Genomic DNA, 17,997 nt, shown 5'->3' on the forward strand with positions numbered 1-17,997 from the left:
GGGTAAGATTATGATTTTCTAACTAAACTAGCGGTCATTTCTGCTTCGCAAACAACTTGTCCGGCTACATAGGCCTTACCTGTCATTTTAGCAATTCCTCTTCTAATAGGTGAAATTAATTCACAACGAAAGATAACAGTATCTCCAGGAATTACGCTTTTTCTGAATCGACAATTTTCAATACCGACTAAATATGGCCAATAGTTTTCTGGATCAGGAACGGAGCTAAGAACTAAAATGCCACCTGTTTGAGCCATAGCTTCTACTTGCATGACACCTGGCATAACTGGGTTATTGGGAAAATGGCCCATAAAATAGCTTTCATTCATGGTGACATTTTTAATTCCTACCACGCTATTTTCATCCAAATAAGTGATTTTGTCAATCATTTGGAACGGATAACGGTGAGGCAATAACTCATATATACGTTCGTGTGAACAAATAGGAGGTTGTTTAGGATCGTAAACTGGAACCTTGTTTTTCTCCGTTTCAAGCATTAATTTCTTGATCTTTTTAGCTAGTTCTACGTTAGACGCATGACCAGGTCTAGAAGCAAGAATTTGAGCTTTAATAGGTCTCCCTACTAAGGCTAAGTCGCCCATTACATCCAATAATTTATGGCGAGCCATTTCATTATTGTAATGCAGGTTGGTATTATTTAAGATTCCCACTTCTTTGGAAATACTTACTTTAGGTTTTCCTAAAACTTCAGATAAATGGGATAACTCTTTTTCTGAATAATCACGATCAGCAATCACGATGGCATTACTTAAATCTCCACCTTGAATTAAGCCAGCTTTGTAAAGTACTTCTAATTCATGTACAAAACAGAAAGTTCTGCACATGGCAAATTGCTCTTTAAATTGAGAAACGTGCGTTAAATTAGCATGCTGGCTGGATAAGAATTTAGAATTATAATCCACCATTACGGCAATCCGGTAATCGTTTAAAGGAAGAGCAGCTAACTCAATGCCTTTATCTAAATCTTTAAAACGGATTTCTTCAGGTAATTCAAAGAATTTACGATGAGCTTCTTGTTCTAAGGGAATAGCTTCTTCTAATGCTTCTACAAATTTGATGGAACTTCCATCCATGATAGGAGGTTCAGGGCCATCTAATTGTATTAAAATATTGTCAATTTCCATCCCCACCATGGCAGCCAAAACATGCTCTACCGTGTTTATACGCGCACCGTTATGTTCGATGGTGGTACCTCTAGAAGTATCTACTACGTAATCAACATCAGCATCTGCAATCGGTTGATCGGGTAAATCGGTACGTTGAAATTTGATACCATGATTAGCTGGTGCTGGTAAAAAAGTCATAGTGGCTGTAACGCCAGTATGAAGACCCACTCCGCTCAGAGTGACAGATTTACTAATGGTGTGTTGCTTATTGTTCATACGAATCTAATGTCAAATTACTCAACTTTTATTGTTTGATTGATTTTTTCAAACAAGTCAGGTAATTGACGAATAAGTGCATTTCTTTTTAAATAATCTACATTAGGGGAGGCTGGTGTACCTCCAAGTGTTTGTCCAGGATTTTTAACAGTTTTAGTTACTCCAGATTGCGCAGTTACAATGGTATTGGGAGCAATGCTGATATGTCCAGCAACTCCTACTTGACCACCAATTAAACAATGATCTCCAATTTTTGTAGAGCCTGAAACACCCACTTGGGCAGCTATGGCTGTATTTTGGCCAACTTCCACATTATGAGCAATTTGTACTAAATTATCTATTTTAGAGCCTTTACCTATTTTGGTTGAGCCCATGGTTGCTCGATCTATGGTGGTATTAGCACCGATACTCACATGGTCTTCAATGATCACATTACCAAGCTGAGGAATGGTTGTAAATGTACCGTCTGGTTGAGGTGCAAAACCGAATCCATCAGAACCAATGACCGCATTGGCATGTATAGTACAATGATTACCTATGATCGTGTCTGGATATAAAATAACTCCAGGATAGATCATGCAGTTTTCTCCGATTTTCACATTGACACCGATACTAACATTATTCATAATGCGAGTACCAGAACCGATTTTAGCATTTCGATTAATGCTCGTGAACGTTCCTACGTAGATGTTTTCACCTAAAATAGCGCTTGGGTCAATGAAAGAGGGTTGTTGAATTCCTGTTTCATTGGATGCCATCATCTCTTGGTATTTTTGTAACAGAATAGTGAATGACAAATATGGGTCAGCAACACGTATTAAAGTGGCTAATGGCTTCTTTTTTAACGTTTGGTCCTGTGAAATGATGATGGCAGTCGCCTTCGAATCATATAAAAAAGCCTCGTACTTGGGATTAGCTAAAAACGAAATTGAACCTGATTTACCTTCCTCTATTTTGCTGAAATCTGAAATAATATCAGCTCCATTCCCATCTACTGTTCCTTGAATTAGTCCGGCAATTTGATCAACAGTAAATTTCATGCAGGGATGAATTGATTTTCAGGTAATAATGGAATTAGGTACGCAATCATCGTAATTCGCCTTGCAAATATACGCTCTTTGGGCAACAAAAATAGTATTTTTTTACAATCTTACTTAATGCTTGGATTGTCGGTAAGTCAGATGCTTCGAGTAACTCGACGACCTGCCCTTGTTTATCGACCATTTTGATGGTATTGTCTCCTTGTATGTAGGCAGCATTACTTGTAGAACCATCCACTACAAAATAGCCCACTTCCTCAGCAGTTATACCCAAACTTTTTTGAATCATTTGCTCAATTTCCAGTTTTTTAGTTCTTGGAATAGGTTGACTTCCTAATTTGCAAGTGAATAATTTTCGGGTTAGAAATTGCTGACAAAGATTTTTTAGGATGATATCTTCGGCTGATTTCCAACTCTTTATGGCTGCCCAAACATCGTGATCATCTAAGTCTGTAAAGGCTATAAGTAAAGATTCTCTACTAGAAAACTCTTCCCAAGTGTACACTTTGCTTAAAAATGTAAATAGGGGGGTAGAACATTCTAATTGTACGCCAGAATTAATTAAATATTTAGCTCTGCGTAATATTTGAATCAACATGCTCTCTGCTGCAATGGCCGTTTTATGTAAATAGACTTGCCAATACATGAGCCTCCTAGCCATCAAGAAATTTTCGATGGAATAAATTCCTTTTTCTTCTAAAACTAATTTTTCATTGACTAAATCCAACATAGACAAGAGCCTTTCCGAACCAATGAATCCTTCTCGAACCCCTGTGTAAAAGGAATCTCGACTTAAATAATCCAATCGATCGACATCCAATTGACTAGAAATTAATTGGTGAAAAAATGGACGGTGGTATTCATCTGAAAACATTTGAATGGCTAAATCTAATCTTCCTTCAAAATGCTTATTTAAAGTAGCCATCAGTATTTGTGAAATGGCCTCATGGTGGACATTTTCTAATAAGGTATATTCCAATACATGAGAAAATGGACCATGGCCAATGTCGTGCAAGAGGATGGCGATTTCTGCGGCTTCTCTTTCCTCGTCAGATATTGGGTATCCTTTAGCTTGTAAATTATTGAGTGCTTGATCCATTAAATGCATGGCACCTAAGGCATGATGAAATCGAGTATGATGGGCACCTGGATAAACAAATTCGGCTAATCCCAATTGTTTGATGCGCTTTAATCGTTGAAAATACGGGTGATCAATGAGTTTTAATATGAATGGGTTATTGATTTTAATAAAGCCATAAATAGGGTCATTGATAATTTTAGTTGGGTACATAGTGTTTAGCGGACTTTCTTATCTTTTACCAAATTGGTTATTTCATTTAACATTTCAACTTGGATGTTTTGTATTTCAAGCAATTCTTGTTGCTGATGCATCATTAAATGATCTATTTTCTCATTTAGCAAGCGTATTTCTAATTCTGATTTCAAATTGATTAAATAATCTTTTTTAGACCTTTCTCGATCTCTTTCTTCTTGTCTATTTTGGCTCATCATAATCACAGGTGCTTGCAAAGAAGCAATACAGGATAAAATCAGATTTAATAGAATAAAAGGATAAGGGTCAAAACCTTTATTGATAAATAAATAGACATTGACTAAAATCCATAAGGCTAAAAATACAAAGAAGGAAATGATAAAACGCCAACTACCACCAAAAGAGGCTACTTTATCCGCTATTATTTGACCAGTGGTTAAATCTCCAAAATCTTCCATGTCCACAGCTTGGGTAATTAAACGGTGGTCTGCTTCATTTTTGATGACTACTTGTTCTAAAGCTGTTAAATCACCCGATTCCTTTTTAAGAAAATCTGATAAATAAATTTGCCGAAATATGTTCAATTCGCTTAAAGCTAAATTGCTTTCTGAGTTGAATTTGGGGTAGTCTCTTTGAATTAATTGTAAAATCCCTTCTTGAATATTAGTCCCATTAACTAATTCTGAAATAGGGTAAATTTTCTTGGATAGATCGCTGATGAACGTTTTTGTTTTCATGGTTGAAAATGGATGGGACCAAGCTAGTTTGAACCTTAAATTATAAATTTATAAAGGAAATTAGTTAAAAAGCTCTTGATTATTTAATTTTGCAGCTCGTTGAAGCAATTCAATGCGGACTTGTAGCTCAGTTGGTTAGAGCATCTGACTCATAATCAGGGGGTCCATGGTTCGAGCCCATGCTGGTCCACCCCATGTAAAAAGCAACACCTTGAAATAGAGTGTTGCTTTTTTTATTCATTGATTTAATGGTATTTTGAAAATTTTGCAATATTTTGAGAAATAATTAAACAAAATAATGCAACATGAACCGTCAAGAATTTATTAAACAATCTAGCATTCTTTTTATGGCCAGTCAAATTCATATTCCTGCTACTTCAGAAACTAACTGGGCGGGAAATTTGACTTATTCAGCAAAAAAGATAGTATACCCTATAAGCATTGAAGAATTAAGAAAAGAAGTGTTAGCCGCTAAACAACCTAAAGCTTTAGGCTCTAAACATTCATTTAATACCATTGCTAATTCAACAGATACACTGATTTCTACTTCAAAATTGGATAAACTACTATCCATTGACCGTCAAAAGATGTGGGTTTGGGTTGAATCAGGAATCAAGTATGGAACGCTTGGTTTATTATTAGACAAAGAAGGTTTTGCTCTACACAATTTAGCCTCCTTACCACATATTTCGGTTGCAGGAGCATGTGCTACGGCTACTCATGGTTCAGGAGATAAAAATGGTAATTTGTCTTCGGCAGTTCGTGGCATTGAAATGATGAAGGCAGATGGAACTTTGGAAAGATGGGAGCAAGGTCATCCCGATTTTAATGGTGTCGTTGTGAATCTGGGTGCTTTGGGTATTGTAACCAAAATGGCTCTAGCAATTCAACCGAAATTTGAAGTTAGTCAGTTTGTCTTTGAAAATTTATCGATGAACCAATTGAAAGATCATTTTGATGAGATATATCAAGAAGGTTATTCAGTAAGCATGTTTACACATTGGGAGAAAAAATTAATTAATCAATTGTGGATCAAGAAACGTACAGATGCGAAAAATATCCACCCTGTAAATACGTATTTTGGCGCCACTGCAGCTAGTACTCATTTGCACCCAATCAAAATTAACTCTCCCATTAATTGCACGGATCAAATGGGAATTTCGGGTCCTTGGTATGAGCGACTTCCGCATTTTAAAATGGGATTTACGCCTAGTAATGGGGCTGAATTACAGGCAGAATATTTTGTTCCTAGAAAATATGCCTATCAAGCCATCATGGCCGTAGAAGCTATACATTCTATTTTTGTGCCTTATTTATTTGTGACTGAAATTAGAAGTATGGCTGCAGATGAACTTTGGTTAAGTCCTGCTTATCAACAAGATACTATTGCTATACATTTTACATGGAAGCCTGACACCAAAAATGTGATGGCAGTATTACCTAAAATTGAAGCAGCTTTAGAGCCGTATGAAGTAAAACCACATTGGGGTAAATTATTTACTTTGAGTCCCCAGAAACTACATGCTCGTTATCCAAAATTTAAGGATTTTCAGGCTTTAGCAAAACGCTTAGATCCTCAAGGACATTGGAGAAATGAGTTTTTGAATCGAAATTTATAATTTAAGGTAAAGCAAAAGCCACATATTGATTGTTTTTAGGTGTTCCCAATTTTGAGCCTCCACAAGCAATCACAATATATTGTTTTCCATTAACCATGTAAGTAGAAGGTGTAGCAAATCCTGCAGCAGGTAAAAGGGTTTCCCAAACCAGTTTACCTGTTTTTGATTCAAAAGCTCTGAATTTCCCATCTTTAGTAGCTGCAATAAATAGTAAACCATTGGAAGTTATCAACGGCCCTCCATAGTTTTCAATTCCTGTATTTTTAATTCCCTGTTTGGCTAATTCAATATCTTCTCCTAAAGGGATTTTCCACAAGTATTCACCTGTGTTTAAATCAATGGCATTTAATGTACCCCAAGGAGGACTAATACCCGGTTTTCCCTTTGAATCGAGAAATTTATTATACCCAGCCATCCGGTATGGGATTTTACTTTTAGCACCTGAATTTTGACTTAGGACTTCTTGTTTATCTTCATTTCCCAAAAATGAAATAATGGCATCGATTTCTGTATTTTTTAATTGAGTAAATCCTGGCATCATGCCTTTGCCTTGTTGTATTAATTGTTTGACAAATGCTTTATCCCGCCGCTGAAAAATATTGATCAATGATGGATAACCGCTTAGGCTATTTCCTTTCAATTCTGGTCCATGACAACTTTGACAATAATTTTGATAAAGCCTCTTGGCATTACTTATTTTTAATTTTTCTTTTTCTGCTTGATTTTCCATTTTTTGAACCCAAGCCATTTCATTACTATTGATGTATATTATCCCATTTTCTGGATCTGCCGCTGCTCCACCCCATTCTCCACCGCCATCAAAGCCAGGAAATATGAGTGTCCCGACTTCACTAGGTGGGGCATAAAAGTCTTTTTTGAATTTCTTAAGCTGTTGAATTAATTCATCTTTGTTTTCAGCGTATGGACTAACATCAAGATGGCTAATTTCATATGACTGTCGAGCATATGGAGCTGGTTTGCTGGGAAAGGGTTGGGTGCCCCAAGGCTTTTCTCCTGGCAGGCCATGTGTGGAAACTTTCCTTTCTGTGATAGGAAATAAAGGTTTCCCCGTACTTCTATTGAATAAGAATACAAAACCTTGTTTTGAGATTTGAGCTACAGCATCGATGTATTTCCCTTGATGCTTTACTCGAATTAAATTGGGAGGTGCAGGCAAATCCCGATCCCATAAATCATGGTGAGTAGTTTGAAAATGCCAGATTCGTTTTCCTGTTTTAGCATCCAGGGCTATCAAACAATTAGCAAATAGGTTAGTACCAGGTCTATTTCCACCCCAGAAATCATATCCCGCGGAACCCGTTGGAACAAAAAGGATTCCTTTTTGCTCATCGATAGCCATACCTGCCCAATTATTGGCGGCACCTAAGTATGTATTTTTATAAGCATCCTTAGGGAATGTTGTATAGCCATATTCTCCAGGGTAAGGGATTGTATGAAATGTCCATACAAGTTTTCCTGTTTTGACATCAAATGCCCGAATATCACCTGGTGCAGCATCTTCTCCTTCAGAAAGTCGGAGCGGCATAATAATCAAGTCCTGATAAATGGTACCTGGGGTATTAGATACGAGAAATTTGTCTTTAGCTATATCGGGTAAACCTGTGTGTAAATCAATTTTACCTTCTTGACCAAAAGAAGGAATAGGTTTTCCAGTCTTAGCATTCAATGCCCATAAATTAGGTCCAGCAGTATACAGGATTCGTGACTCTTCTCCATTTGACCAATAACTGACTCCACGACTCGTACTTGCCCAATTTTTCAATGGATCTCCAAATCGCCAAATTTCTTTTCCTGTGGCGGCATCTAATGCAAAAGCTTGAACAGAAGCATTCACACTATATAATATACCTTTAACAATGATTGGATTTGCTTGAATTTGACCTGAATCACCACTTGAATAGGTCCAAGCCATTTTTAATTGCTTGACATTGTCCAAATTAATTTGGGTCAATCTAGAATAATGATTTCTGTCAGATCCGCCTAGATAGGATGGCCAGTCTTCGTTGGACTGAGGAATGAAAAATGATGAGCCAATAAGTAGCATGACTACTGAGAAGACAGCAAGAGGAGCAGTTTTATTTTTCATAGGCTTAATTTAATAATAAATAGCACTTTCATTAGCCTGCCTTGAATTGTTTTTATCAATTCTTCTGTTACATTAGCGAACCAATTTTGAATCAAAAGCCTCAATTTGGTTTATTAAATGGATAAATGGGAGAGGCCTATTTCTTTTTTAGGATAGAAATGCTCCTATTTGTGCTTTCATAAGAATATTTCAAAATAATTAATAAATAGATCAAATGGGTTCATTATTAGGTTTGTTGTTTCACAGTTTAGGGGGCTTTGCTTCGGGTAGTTTTTATATTCCATATCGCAAGATTGAAGTTTGGTCATGGGAAAGTGCCTGGATTGTAGGAGGGGTATTTTCTTGGATATTGGTTCCCTTTGTAGCAGCCTACTTGACTATTCCTGATTTCATGCAAATTATCCAACAAGCTAACTCGAGCACTTTATTTTGGACATATGCTTTTGGGGTTTTGTGGGGAATTGGTGGATTGACTTTTGGTTTAGCTATGCGCTATTTAGGTATGTCATTGGGAATGTCCATCGCCTTAAGTTTATGTAGTATTTTTGGAGCTTTGGTTCCTCCTATTTACCGTGAATTCTCTGGAATGGAAGGTGTTACATTTTCTCAAATCGCAGGAAGCACAGGAGGGAGACTGGTATTGTTAGGAATTGTGGTGTGTATTTTCGGTATATATCTCTGTGGAAAAGCAGGAATGATGAAGGAGAATGAACTTTCTGATGAGCAGAAAAAAGAAAGTATCAAAGAGTTTAATTTGGTTAAGGGTTTAATTGTTGCCACTATATCGGGTTTATTAAGTGCTTGTTTCAATTTTGGAATTGAAGCAGGTAAATTAATGGCGAATGAAGCCATTATTAAAGGTTGTGATCCATTATTTCAAAATAATGTCATATTCATCGTGGTACTTTGGGGTGGATTTACTACCAATTTCATTTGGTGTATGTATTTAAATTATACCAATAAATCTTTTGGAGATTACCTGAATAGTGAATCTCCTTTACGTAGAAACTATACTTTTGCTGCCGTGGCAGGAACTACCTGGTTTCTTCAATTCTTCTTTTATGGTATGGGAGAAAGTAAATTAGGCAATGGGGCAAGCTCATGGATTTTACACATGGCTACCATTATTTTAACTTCTAATTTCTGGGGATTGTATTTCAAGGAGTGGAAAGGAGTTTCTAAGCAAACATTAAGGACAGTAATGGCAGGAATTGTTGTAATTTTGGTGTCCGTTATCATTGTAGGTATAGGTAATTCTTTATAAATGAGTCATTCTAACATTCTTGATGTCATCCATATTGATGAGTTTTCATCAACACCCAAATACCAACAGTTGGCGAATTCCATCATTGAAGGTATTCGTAATAAGCGCATTAAAAAGGGAGAAAGTTTGCCTTCCATTAATGAAGTTAGTTTTGAATATTATATTTCAAGAATCACCGTTGAGAAGGGATATAATTATTTGAAATCAAAAGGAGTCATTGACTCTGTGCGAGGAAAAGGATTTTTCATTAAAATCGATAAGCTACCAGTTGATTTTCGTATATTCTTGTTATTCAATAAGTTAAGTGGTCACAAGAAATTAGTATATGATTCCTTTGTAGAAGCTATGGGGGAAAATGCGACAATTGACTTTTATATTTATAACAACGACTTTAACTTATTTAAGAAGATTATTCAATCCAGAGATCGAGATTATTCACATATCGTGATTATTCCTCATTTTATGGAAGGAGAGCAAAGTGCCAGAGAATTGATTAATCAATTACCTAAAGAGAAGTTGATTTTATTGGACAAATTATTACCCGGTATTCAAGGCAACTTTGGTGCAGTATATGAAAACTTTGAAAAAGATATCTATTCTGCATTAATTCAAGCCAAGGACGATTTAAGTAAGTACCATGTTTTGAAAATGATTTTCCCGAATACGTCATATTATCCTCAGGAGATTGTGACAGGTTTTACTAATTTTTGTCGAGATTTTGCCTTTGATATGGATATCGTATCATCTGCTAATGCCATAACTCCCGCTGTTGGAGAGGCATATATCAATGTCATGGAAGATGACTTGATTATGTTATTGGAGAAGATTTTAGAAAAAGAATTAGTTTTGGGAGAGGATGTTGGTTTAATATCCTACAATGAAACTCCTTTGAAAAGGCTATTGTTTAAAGGTATTAGTACCATATCTACGGATTTTGCTCAATTGGGCAGAACAGCAGCAGAATTAATCAAAACAAATTCTAAAGTTCATATTGAAAATCCTTTCTGCCTGATTTCGCGAGCCTCCCTGTAAGGCTTGATATGCCAAATATTATATGGCCAAACTCTGTTTTTGAGCAATTAAACCTTTGAATTTCCTGAAAAAAGTAGCATTTTTGTAGCTTGATTTAGGTAATTATTTAATTCTATTATAATGAGCAATTCTCCCAGTACCCTTTTTGATAAAGTTTGGGACTCTCATGTCGTTCGTAAGATCGAAGATGGTCCAGACGTATTTTTTATAGATCGTCACTTCATTCACGAAGTAACTAGCCCTGTGGCATTTTTAGGTTTAGAGACACGTGGTATTGGTGTATTATTTCCTGAAAGAACTTTTGCAACGGCAGATCATAACACTCCAACAATTAATCAGCATTTGCCTGTAGAGGATCCTTTATCGGCTAATCAGTTGTTGCAGTTAGAGAAAAATACAAGTAAATATGGTATTTCTCACTGGGGTTTAGGAAATCCAAAGAATGGTATTGTTCACGTAGTAGGACCAGAAAATGGTATTACTTTGCCAGGTATGACTATTGTTTGTGGAGATTCTCATACTTCTACTCATGGAGCGTTTGGTGCTATTGCATTTGGTATTGGTACTTCTGAGGTTGAGATGGTGCTTTCTTCTCAATGCATCATGCAGCCTAAGCCTAAGAAAATGATCATTAATGTAAATGGTACATTAGGTAAAGGAGTGACGCCCAAAGACGTAGCTTTATACATTATATCTAAATTGACTACTTCTGGTGCCACTGGGTATTTTGTAGAATATGCAGGAGATGTATTTAGAAATATGTCCATGGAAGGTAGAATGACAGTTTGTAATCTATCGATAGAAATGGGTGCACGTGGTGGTATGATTGCCCCGGATCAAACAACTTTTGATTATATCGAAGGTCGTGAATTAGCTCCTAAAGGAGCTGATTGGGATAAGCAATTAGCTTATTGGAAGACATTGAAAACGGATGAAGGTGCTTCATTTGATCAAGTGATTAATTTCAATGCATCAGACATTGAGCCAATGATTACCTATGGTACCAATCCTGGAATGGGAATGGGTATTTCAAAACATATTCCTAAAGCTACGGATGTTGAAGGTGGAGTTGCTACCTATGAAAAATCCCTAGATTACATGGGTTTTGCAGAAGATGATGCCATGATTGGTAAGAAGGTAGACTATGTGTTTATAGGTTCTTGTACCAATGGCCGTATCGAAGATTTTAGAGCTTTTGCTTCTATCGTGAAAGGCCGTAAGAAGGCAGATCATGTTACAGCATGGGTTGTTCCTGGATCACATATTGTAGAAAAGCAAATTAAGGATGAAGGTATTTTTGATATTCTGACTGAGGCAGGATTTGAATTACGTCAACCGGGTTGTTCTGCTTGTTTAGCTATGAATGACGACAAAATACCTGCTGGAAAGTACGCAGTGAGTACTTCCAATCGTAATTTCGAAGGACGTCAAGGACCAGGTTCTCGTACCTTATTGGCTAGTCCTTTAGTCGCTGCTGCGGCTGCAGTAACCGGTGTAGTTACAGATCCTAGAGAGTTTTTATAAGTTGTTAAAATTAGACCATTATGGCTTACGATAGTTTTAGTATATTAAAAAGTTCTGCCGTTCCATTACCCATAGAGAACGTAGATACAGATCAAATCATCCCAGCTCGTTTCTTAAAAGCTACCGAGCGGAAAGGATTTGGCGATAATTTATTTAGAGATTGGAGATACGATAAAAATGACCAACCTAAGGCTGATTTCGTATTGAACAATCCTACTTATCAAGGAAAAATTTTAGTTGGAGGGAAAAATTTTGGATCAGGTAGTAGCCGTGAACACGCAGCTTGGGCTATATATGATTATGGTTTCAGATGTGTGGTTTCTTCATTCTTCGCGGATATTTTCCGTGGAAACGCCATTAACGTAGGTATCTTACCTGTACAAGTTAGTCCCGAATTTTTACATCAGATTTTCGAAGCCATTGAAAAAGACCCCAAGGCTGAATTAGAAGTGAATTTGGAAGAACAGCGTATTAGCATTGTTTCCACAGGAGCTTCTGAAAGTTTTGATATCAACGGTTATAAAAAACATAATTTATTGAATGGTTTTGACGACATAGATTATTTACAAGCTATGAAAGATGAAATCGTTTCTTTTGCTTCCAATCGATAATTCCTTGAAACGTCATATTGAAATCATGGATACCACCCTTCGTGATGGTGAACAAACCAGCGGGGTATCCTTTTCTGCCAGTGAAAAATTAACGATAGCTCAATTGCTTTTGACTGAATTAAAAGTTGATCGCATTGAGATTGCCTCCGCACGTGTGTCAGAAGGTGAATTTCAAGCGGTGAAAAAAATCACCGAATGGGCGGATAAAAATGGTCTTTTAGATAGGGTAGAGGTGTTGACTTTCGTTGATGGAGGAACTTCTGTTAATTGGATGTTGGATGCTGGGGCTAAAGTCATGAATTTATTGACCAAAGGTTCTTTAAACCATTTGACATTTCAATTAAAAAAGACACCCGAGCAACATTTTAGTGAGGTTGAAGCCACCATTCGCCTAGCTATCTCCAAAGGATTAAAAGTGAATGTTTATTTGGAAGATTGGTCCAATGGCATGCGTAATTCCAAAGAGTATGTATTATCCTATTTGGATTTTTTAAGTGCCTTACCTGTGGACCGTATTTTGTTGCCAGATACCTTAGGTATTTTAATTCCTTCTGAAGTGGCAGCATTTATCTCAGAATTAGTGTCCCGTTACCCCAATATTCATTTTGATTTTCATGCTCATAATGATTATGATTTAGGAACGGCCAATGCACTTGAAGCTGTTAGAAATGGTGTTCATGGACTGCATTTGACAGTGAATGGAATGGGAGAGAGAGCAGGGAATGCACCTTTAGCCAGTGTCATTGCGGTCATTAATGATTATCAAAAAGATGTTGAGGTTTCGGTTGAGGAGAAATCATTATACTCGGTTAGTAAGTTAGTCGAAACGTTTTCTGGTTTCAGAATACCAGCTAATAAGCCTGTTGTAGGGGAGAATGTATTTACTCAAACGGCAGGTATACATGCTGATGGAGATAAAAAGAATAATTTATACCACAATGATTTAATGCCTGAGCGTTTTGGGCGTGAGCGTAAATATGCATTGGGTAAAACCAGTGGTAAGGCCAATATCGAAAACAATTTATTGCAATTGGGGATTCAATTATCAGATGATGATTTGAAGAAAGTAACCCAACGCATCATTGAATTAGGTGATCGTAAAGAAGTGGTCACGCCTAATGATTTGCCCTATATTATTTCAGATGTTCTAGATAGTTCAGCTATCGAAGAGCGTGTTCAGGTACTGAATTATGTCTTAACACATAGTAAAGAATTACGTCCTTCAGTAACCTTGAAGATTTCCATTGATGGAAAAGTTTATGAAGAGCATGCGCAAGGTGATGGTCAATATGATGCTTTTGTGAATGCTTTAGAGATTATATTCCAAAAGAATGGTAAGAAATTGGCGCAATTGAAAGATTATGCTGTTCGGATTCCACCTGGAGGAGATTCTGATGCACTTTGTGAAACCATTATTACCTGGTCTCATCAAGGTAAAGAATTAATAACCCGTGGATTGGATTGTGATCAAACGGTATCTGCCATTAAGGCAACTCAAAAAATGTTGAATTTGATTTAGTAACATACAATAATACAAATGGCTAAGAAGCATATTTTAATTGTTCCAGGTGATGGAATTGGACAAGAAGTTACCGCTGTAGGTAAAAAAGTTTTAGACAAAATTGCAGCTCGATTTAATCATGAGTTTACTTATGATGAAGCTTTAATTGGTCACGTAGCGATCGAAGCTACGGGAGATCCACTTCCAGCTGAGTCATTGGAAAAAATGAAAAATTCAGATGCCGTATTATTTGGTGCTGTAGGTCATCCAAAATATGACAATGATCCGTCTGCTAAGGTTCGTCCTGAGCAAGGATTATTAAAAATGCGTAAGGAATTAGGTTTATATGCCAACTTACGTCCCATTAAATTATTTGATGAATTGTTAGGAGCTTCAAGTATTAAACCTGAAATCTTAAAAGGTGCTGATATTTTGTTTTTCCGTGAACTAACTGGAGATATCTATTTCGGTGAAAAAGGACGTAAAAATAATGGTGATACAGCTTATGACGTAGCTGAATATAGCCGCTATGAAGTTCAACGTATCGGTCGTAAAGCATTTGATGCTGCTAGAACTCGTCGTAAGAAATTAGTTTCGGTAGATAAAGCCAATGTATTGGAATCATCCCGTTTGTGGAGAGAAGAAATTCAAAAATTAGCTTTAGAATATCCTGACGTAGAAGTAGAATACCAATTTGTGGATGCTACGGCTATGATATTAATTAAAGAGCCAACTCGTTTCGATGTAGTAGTTACGGCTAATTTATTTGGAGATATATTAACAGATGAAGCATCTCAAATTGCAGGCTCTATGGGAATGTTAGCCTCGGCATCTATTGGAGATGGAACTGGCGTATATGAGCCTATTCACGGTTCTGCTCATGATATTACAGGTAAAGGTTTAGCTAATCCTATGGCCTCTGTTTTATCAGCAGCTTTATTGTTGGATATTTCCTTTGGTTTGAAGGAAGAGTCAGAAGCCATTATTTCTGCCATCGATCAAGTATTGAAGAAAGGTTTCCGCACACGTGATATCGCTGATAAAACAACGGATCCATCCATGATTTTAGGCACAGATGCAATTGGTGAAGAAATTTTGAAATTGCTTTAATTGCAACAATATTTAATAAATTTAGGTCTCCAATTTGGAGACCTTTTTTTATGCAATTTCAAGAAGTACTTATCATCTTAGGATCCCCCAATTTACCTAATGGTCAATTAGGCCCCATTGCTATGGATCGGGTAAATTATTGCTGGGAATTGTTTCAAATCCAAGCTCGTCCTATACTTTGTACTGGGGGATTTGGTGCTCACTTTAATACAAGTCCTTGGGCACATGCAGCTCTATTGAAGCAGGAGTTGGCATCAAGAGGAGTGGCTGATAACTATTTTTTACCTCTGGCACTATCTTCCAATACTGTTGATGATGCTGTCAAAAGCAAATTAGTAATCGAAAATTATTCCATTCAATCACTTAATATTCTAACTTCTCAATATCATGTTCCTCGAGTTAAATTGATTTTTGATGAAGTTTTACCAAGCTATTCTAAGAAATATTATGGAGTGGAGCATCAATCTTTTATTCCAGAATTAGATCAATTAATTGCACATGAAGCTCATGCTTTGGCTGAAATAAAAAAGAACGGATTATACTTTTAAATCAACAAATATGAAAAAATTACTTATTCTCTCTGTCTTCTTATTAGCCATTTTCTCATTAACGGCACAAACAAGTCAGAAAATTGAATTAACGGATTTACTAAAAATCAAAACAGTTTCACAACCTCAATTTTCTCCCGATGGGAAAAAGTATATTTATTTAGTTAAATCCATCTTGGATGATCCCGATAAAAAGGGGGAGTATACCTATCAAACGCATTTATTTCTTGGGGATATGCTAACGAAAGAAACTAGGGCCTTGACATCAGGTAAATTGTCTGTAGCATCTGCTTCCTGGAGTCCTGATGGTCAGTTTATTAGTTTTGTCAGACTTGCTACTGATAACAAACCACAAGTTTTTTTACTGTCTTTAAAAGGGGGAGAAGCTTATTCTATCACATCCATCCCATATGGTGCTGCAGCTCCAGAATGGTCAAAAGATGGGCAAAGTATCTATTTTAGTTCAACTATATCTGTCAAAGAATTTTTATCAGATTCTTTATATAATAAATCAAGATGGATTCCTTCATGGACCCATGAAAAGCCTGGATACGATTGGACAAGTTTTCAAACCAAATCAATTAAGCCTAATCCCAATGGAAATATCGATGAAATACGAGCTTATTTAATCCAGAATGAAAAAGATAAAAAGGCCAAAGTCATTAATCAATTGGATTTTCAAGAAGAAAGTACCACCAGTAGTGAGTTAGAGGTTGTTGCATTTTTTAAAGTTCCCATATCAGGAAGTACTAAACCTACTTTATTATCCAATCCATATCGGAGAGTAGAAGAAATGAAAGAGCTACATGGTGGGAATACATTTGTGGTATGCATACCATCGGATACCTTAAAACACCCTGACAAAGTACTAGATAACGTGATTGCTTTATATGATGTTAGCACGAAATCTTTCCAAACTTTAGTAGAAAAACCAGGCTATCGTTATAGCAATCTCTCTGTTTCTCCCAATGGTAAATATTTGGCTTTTTTTGAGTTAAAAGTCGGAGGGATACCTAGTCCTGTGGCTAAAATCATTGCCCTAAGTCCAGGGGCTTATTATCAAAAGATAATTCCATTAGACAGGATTATAACACAATGGTCTTGGTCTAAGGATGAATCGAAATTGTATTTTACTGCTCAAGATCACGGTGGAGTACCTCTTTTTGAATATGATATCACCAATAATAAATTAAATACGTTAAGTAATACTGAAGATGGGGTATTAGGCTTTGATCAAAATGAAGGGCAGTTTATCTATGCCAAAACAAAGATTTCGAATCCTTCTGAATTGTATTATTTTTCAAAAAACAATCCCAACGAAATAGCTTTGACACAATTAAATGCTGTATGGTTGAAAGATAAAGTACTGAGTTTAGCCACCAAGAAATCGTTTAAAAATAAGAAAGGCTTGGTTGTTGATTATTGGGTCATGAAGCCTATTGATTTTCAATCTGGGAAAAAATACCCTTTATTGTTAGAAATCCACGGTGGACCAACTGCCATGTGGGGGACTGGTGAAGCCAGTATGTGGCATGAATTTCAATATTTTGCGGCTAAAGGTTATGGCATTGTTTATTCCAATCCTAGAGGTAGTGGTGGTTATGGAGCGGAATTTATGGGGGCAAATGTGAAAGATTGGGGTCAAGGTCCTATGTCAGATGTTATGCAGGCTCTAGATTTAGGAATTTCAGAAGGATGGGCTGATACAACTAAACTAGCCGTAACAGGTGGATCATATGCGGGTTATTTAATTTCTTATATGTTAGGCCATACGAACCGTTTTAAAGTAGCTTGTTCACAGCGTGGCGTGTATGAGTTGTCCACTTTTTTTGGGGAAGGTAATGCTTGGAGATTAGTTCCTAATTATTTTGGAGGTTATCCATGGGAAAAACAAACTAGGATTATATTGGACAAAGAGTCGCCATTATCCTATGTTCAAAATATCAGAACGCCCTTGATTATATTTCACGGAGAGCAAGATTTGAGAACAGGGGTGATTCAATCGGAAATGTTGTATAAAAGCTTAAAAGTTATTGGGCGTGAAGTTGAATATGTCCGTCATCCAGGTGCTACACATGAAATCACTCGAGCTGGCAATAACCGTCAGCGCTTAGATCAGATGTTGAGGACTTATGAATTTTTTGAGCGGTACCTGAGATAAATGTAGAATTAAGAATGTAGAATGTAGAATGACTTGTTATGTTATTTGTTTTTTTAATAATTGATAA

The 17,997-nt window shown here is 36.6% G+C and carries 14 protein-coding genes and 1 tRNA gene; 10 read left to right on the top strand and 5 right to left on the bottom strand.

All coding sequences use genetic code 11. The annotated features are described in order from the left end of the window. Nucleotides 1–8: 8 nt before the first annotated feature. The 4 genes from EWU22_RS08235 to EWU22_RS08250 are packed head-to-tail and all read right to left on the bottom strand — an operon-like array spanning nucleotide 9 to nucleotide 4,453. Nucleotides 9–1,403: a bifunctional UDP-3-O-[3-hydroxymyristoyl] N-acetylglucosamine deacetylase/3-hydroxyacyl-ACP dehydratase gene (locus EWU22_RS08235; RefSeq protein ID WP_109322855.1), complete on the bottom strand. Its 1,395-nt coding sequence runs from the start codon at nucleotides 1,401–1,403 to the stop codon at nucleotides 9–11. A 17-nt stretch (nucleotides 1,404–1,420) separates the two neighbouring features. Further along, nucleotides 1,421–2,443, bottom strand: coding sequence for a UDP-3-O-(3-hydroxymyristoyl)glucosamine N-acyltransferase (lpxD, locus tag EWU22_RS08240; RefSeq protein WP_130925160.1), 1,023 nt, complete (start codon nucleotides 2,441–2,443; stop codon nucleotides 1,421–1,423). A gap of 46 nt (nucleotides 2,444–2,489) precedes the next feature. Beyond that, entirely contained in the window at nucleotides 2,490–3,734 is a 1,245-nt protein-coding gene (locus EWU22_RS08245) for an HD domain-containing protein (protein WP_130925161.1), read from the bottom strand. Nucleotides 3,735–3,739: 5 nt separating this feature from the next. Further along, a complete protein-coding gene (locus tag EWU22_RS08250; RefSeq protein ID WP_130925162.1) occupies nucleotides 3,740–4,453 on the bottom strand; it encodes a DUF1003 domain-containing protein in 714 nt (237 codons plus the stop codon). Between the two features lie 116 nt (nucleotides 4,454–4,569). Between EWU22_RS08250 and EWU22_RS08255 the strand changes: the two genes are divergently transcribed. Further along, nucleotides 4,570–4,643, top strand: a tRNA-Ile gene (locus EWU22_RS08255). Between the two features lie 115 nt (nucleotides 4,644–4,758). After that, nucleotides 4,759–6,072 (top strand): D-arabinono-1,4-lactone oxidase, encoded by a 1,314-nt coding sequence (locus EWU22_RS08260; RefSeq protein WP_130925163.1) that lies wholly within the window; start codon nucleotides 4,759–4,761, stop codon nucleotides 6,070–6,072. 1 nt (nucleotide 6,073) lies between these two features. Here EWU22_RS08260 and EWU22_RS08265 read toward each other — a convergent pair whose 3' ends face one another. After that, nucleotides 6,074–8,179 (bottom strand): outer membrane protein assembly factor BamB family protein, encoded by a 2,106-nt coding sequence (locus EWU22_RS08265; RefSeq protein WP_130925164.1) that lies wholly within the window; start codon nucleotides 8,177–8,179, stop codon nucleotides 6,074–6,076. A gap of 214 nt (nucleotides 8,180–8,393) precedes the next feature. On the opposite strand from EWU22_RS08265, the gene rhaT reads away from it, so the two are divergent. The 8 genes from rhaT to EWU22_RS08305 all read left to right on the top strand — a co-directional run bounded on the left by rhaT (nucleotide 8,394) and on the right by EWU22_RS08305 (nucleotide 17,930). Beyond that, on the top strand, nucleotides 8,394–9,443 hold the full coding sequence (gene rhaT, locus EWU22_RS08270; protein ID WP_130925165.1) for an L-rhamnose/proton symporter RhaT: 1,050 nt from the start codon (nucleotides 8,394–8,396) through the stop codon (nucleotides 9,441–9,443). Then, nucleotides 9,444–10,475, top strand: coding sequence for a GntR family transcriptional regulator (locus tag EWU22_RS08275; protein WP_109322863.1), 1,032 nt, complete (start codon nucleotides 9,444–9,446; stop codon nucleotides 10,473–10,475). Nucleotides 10,476–10,595: 120 nt separating this feature from the next. Further along, nucleotides 10,596–11,999: a 3-isopropylmalate dehydratase large subunit gene (gene leuC / locus EWU22_RS08280; protein WP_130925166.1), complete on the top strand. Its 1,404-nt coding sequence runs from the start codon at nucleotides 10,596–10,598 to the stop codon at nucleotides 11,997–11,999. Nucleotides 12,000–12,019: 20 nt separating this feature from the next. Then, nucleotides 12,020–12,610, top strand: coding sequence for a 3-isopropylmalate dehydratase small subunit (gene leuD, locus EWU22_RS08285; RefSeq protein WP_130925167.1), 591 nt, complete (start codon nucleotides 12,020–12,022; stop codon nucleotides 12,608–12,610). Beyond that, nucleotides 12,579–14,129: an alpha-isopropylmalate synthase regulatory domain-containing protein gene (locus EWU22_RS08290; protein WP_130925168.1), complete on the top strand. Its 1,551-nt coding sequence runs from the start codon at nucleotides 12,579–12,581 to the stop codon at nucleotides 14,127–14,129. The genes leuD and EWU22_RS08290 overlap by 32 nt, the downstream gene beginning before the upstream one ends. Before the next feature lie 18 nt (nucleotides 14,130–14,147). Beyond that, nucleotides 14,148–15,221: a 3-isopropylmalate dehydrogenase gene (gene leuB / locus EWU22_RS08295; protein ID WP_130925169.1), complete on the top strand. Its 1,074-nt coding sequence runs from the start codon at nucleotides 14,148–14,150 to the stop codon at nucleotides 15,219–15,221. 50 nt (nucleotides 15,222–15,271) lie between these two features. After that, the gene (locus tag EWU22_RS08300; protein WP_130925170.1) at nucleotides 15,272–15,769 is read left to right on the top strand and encodes a YdcF family protein; all 498 of its coding nucleotides are present in this window, start codon (nucleotides 15,272–15,274) and stop codon (nucleotides 15,767–15,769) included. A gap of 10 nt (nucleotides 15,770–15,779) precedes the next feature. Beyond that, entirely contained in the window at nucleotides 15,780–17,930 is a 2,151-nt protein-coding gene (locus EWU22_RS08305; RefSeq protein WP_130925171.1) for a S9 family peptidase, read from the top strand. The last annotated feature ends 67 nt before the right edge of the window (nucleotides 17,931–17,997 follow it).

The organism is Aquirufa nivalisilvae (assembly GCF_004307455.1).
Taxonomy (GTDB): domain Bacteria; phylum Bacteroidota; class Bacteroidia; order Cytophagales; family Spirosomataceae; genus Aquirufa; species Aquirufa nivalisilvae.

Coding starts and splice junctions, on each gene's coding strand:
- EWU22_RS08250 (WP_130925162.1), bottom strand. CDS start 4,453: ATGAAAACAAAAACGTTCATCAGCGATCTATCCAAGAAAATTTACCCT.
- EWU22_RS08260 (WP_130925163.1), top strand. CDS start 4,759: ATGAACCGTCAAGAATTTATTAAACAATCTAGCATTCTTTTTATGGCC.
- leuC (WP_130925166.1), top strand. CDS start 10,596: ATGAGCAATTCTCCCAGTACCCTTTTTGATAAAGTTTGGGACTCTCAT.
- EWU22_RS08245 (WP_130925161.1), bottom strand. CDS start 3,734: ATGTACCCAACTAAAATTATCAATGACCCTATTTATGGCTTTATTAAA.
- EWU22_RS08235 (WP_109322855.1), bottom strand. CDS start 1,403: ATGAACAATAAGCAACACACCATTAGTAAATCTGTCACTCTGAGCGGA.
- EWU22_RS08290 (WP_130925168.1), top strand. CDS start 12,579: ATGAAATCGTTTCTTTTGCTTCCAATCGATAATTCCTTGAAACGTCAT.
- lpxD (WP_130925160.1), bottom strand. CDS start 2,443: ATGAAATTTACTGTTGATCAAATTGCCGGACTAATTCAAGGAACAGTA.
- EWU22_RS08275 (WP_109322863.1), top strand. CDS start 9,444: ATGAGTCATTCTAACATTCTTGATGTCATCCATATTGATGAGTTTTCA.
- EWU22_RS08300 (WP_130925170.1), top strand. CDS start 15,272: ATGCAATTTCAAGAAGTACTTATCATCTTAGGATCCCCCAATTTACCT.
- leuB (WP_130925169.1), top strand. CDS start 14,148: ATGGCTAAGAAGCATATTTTAATTGTTCCAGGTGATGGAATTGGACAA.
- EWU22_RS08305 (WP_130925171.1), top strand. CDS start 15,780: ATGAAAAAATTACTTATTCTCTCTGTCTTCTTATTAGCCATTTTCTCA.
- rhaT (WP_130925165.1), top strand. CDS start 8,394: ATGGGTTCATTATTAGGTTTGTTGTTTCACAGTTTAGGGGGCTTTGCT.
- EWU22_RS08265 (WP_130925164.1), bottom strand. CDS start 8,179: ATGAAAAATAAAACTGCTCCTCTTGCTGTCTTCTCAGTAGTCATGCTA.
- leuD (WP_130925167.1), top strand. CDS start 12,020: ATGGCTTACGATAGTTTTAGTATATTAAAAAGTTCTGCCGTTCCATTA.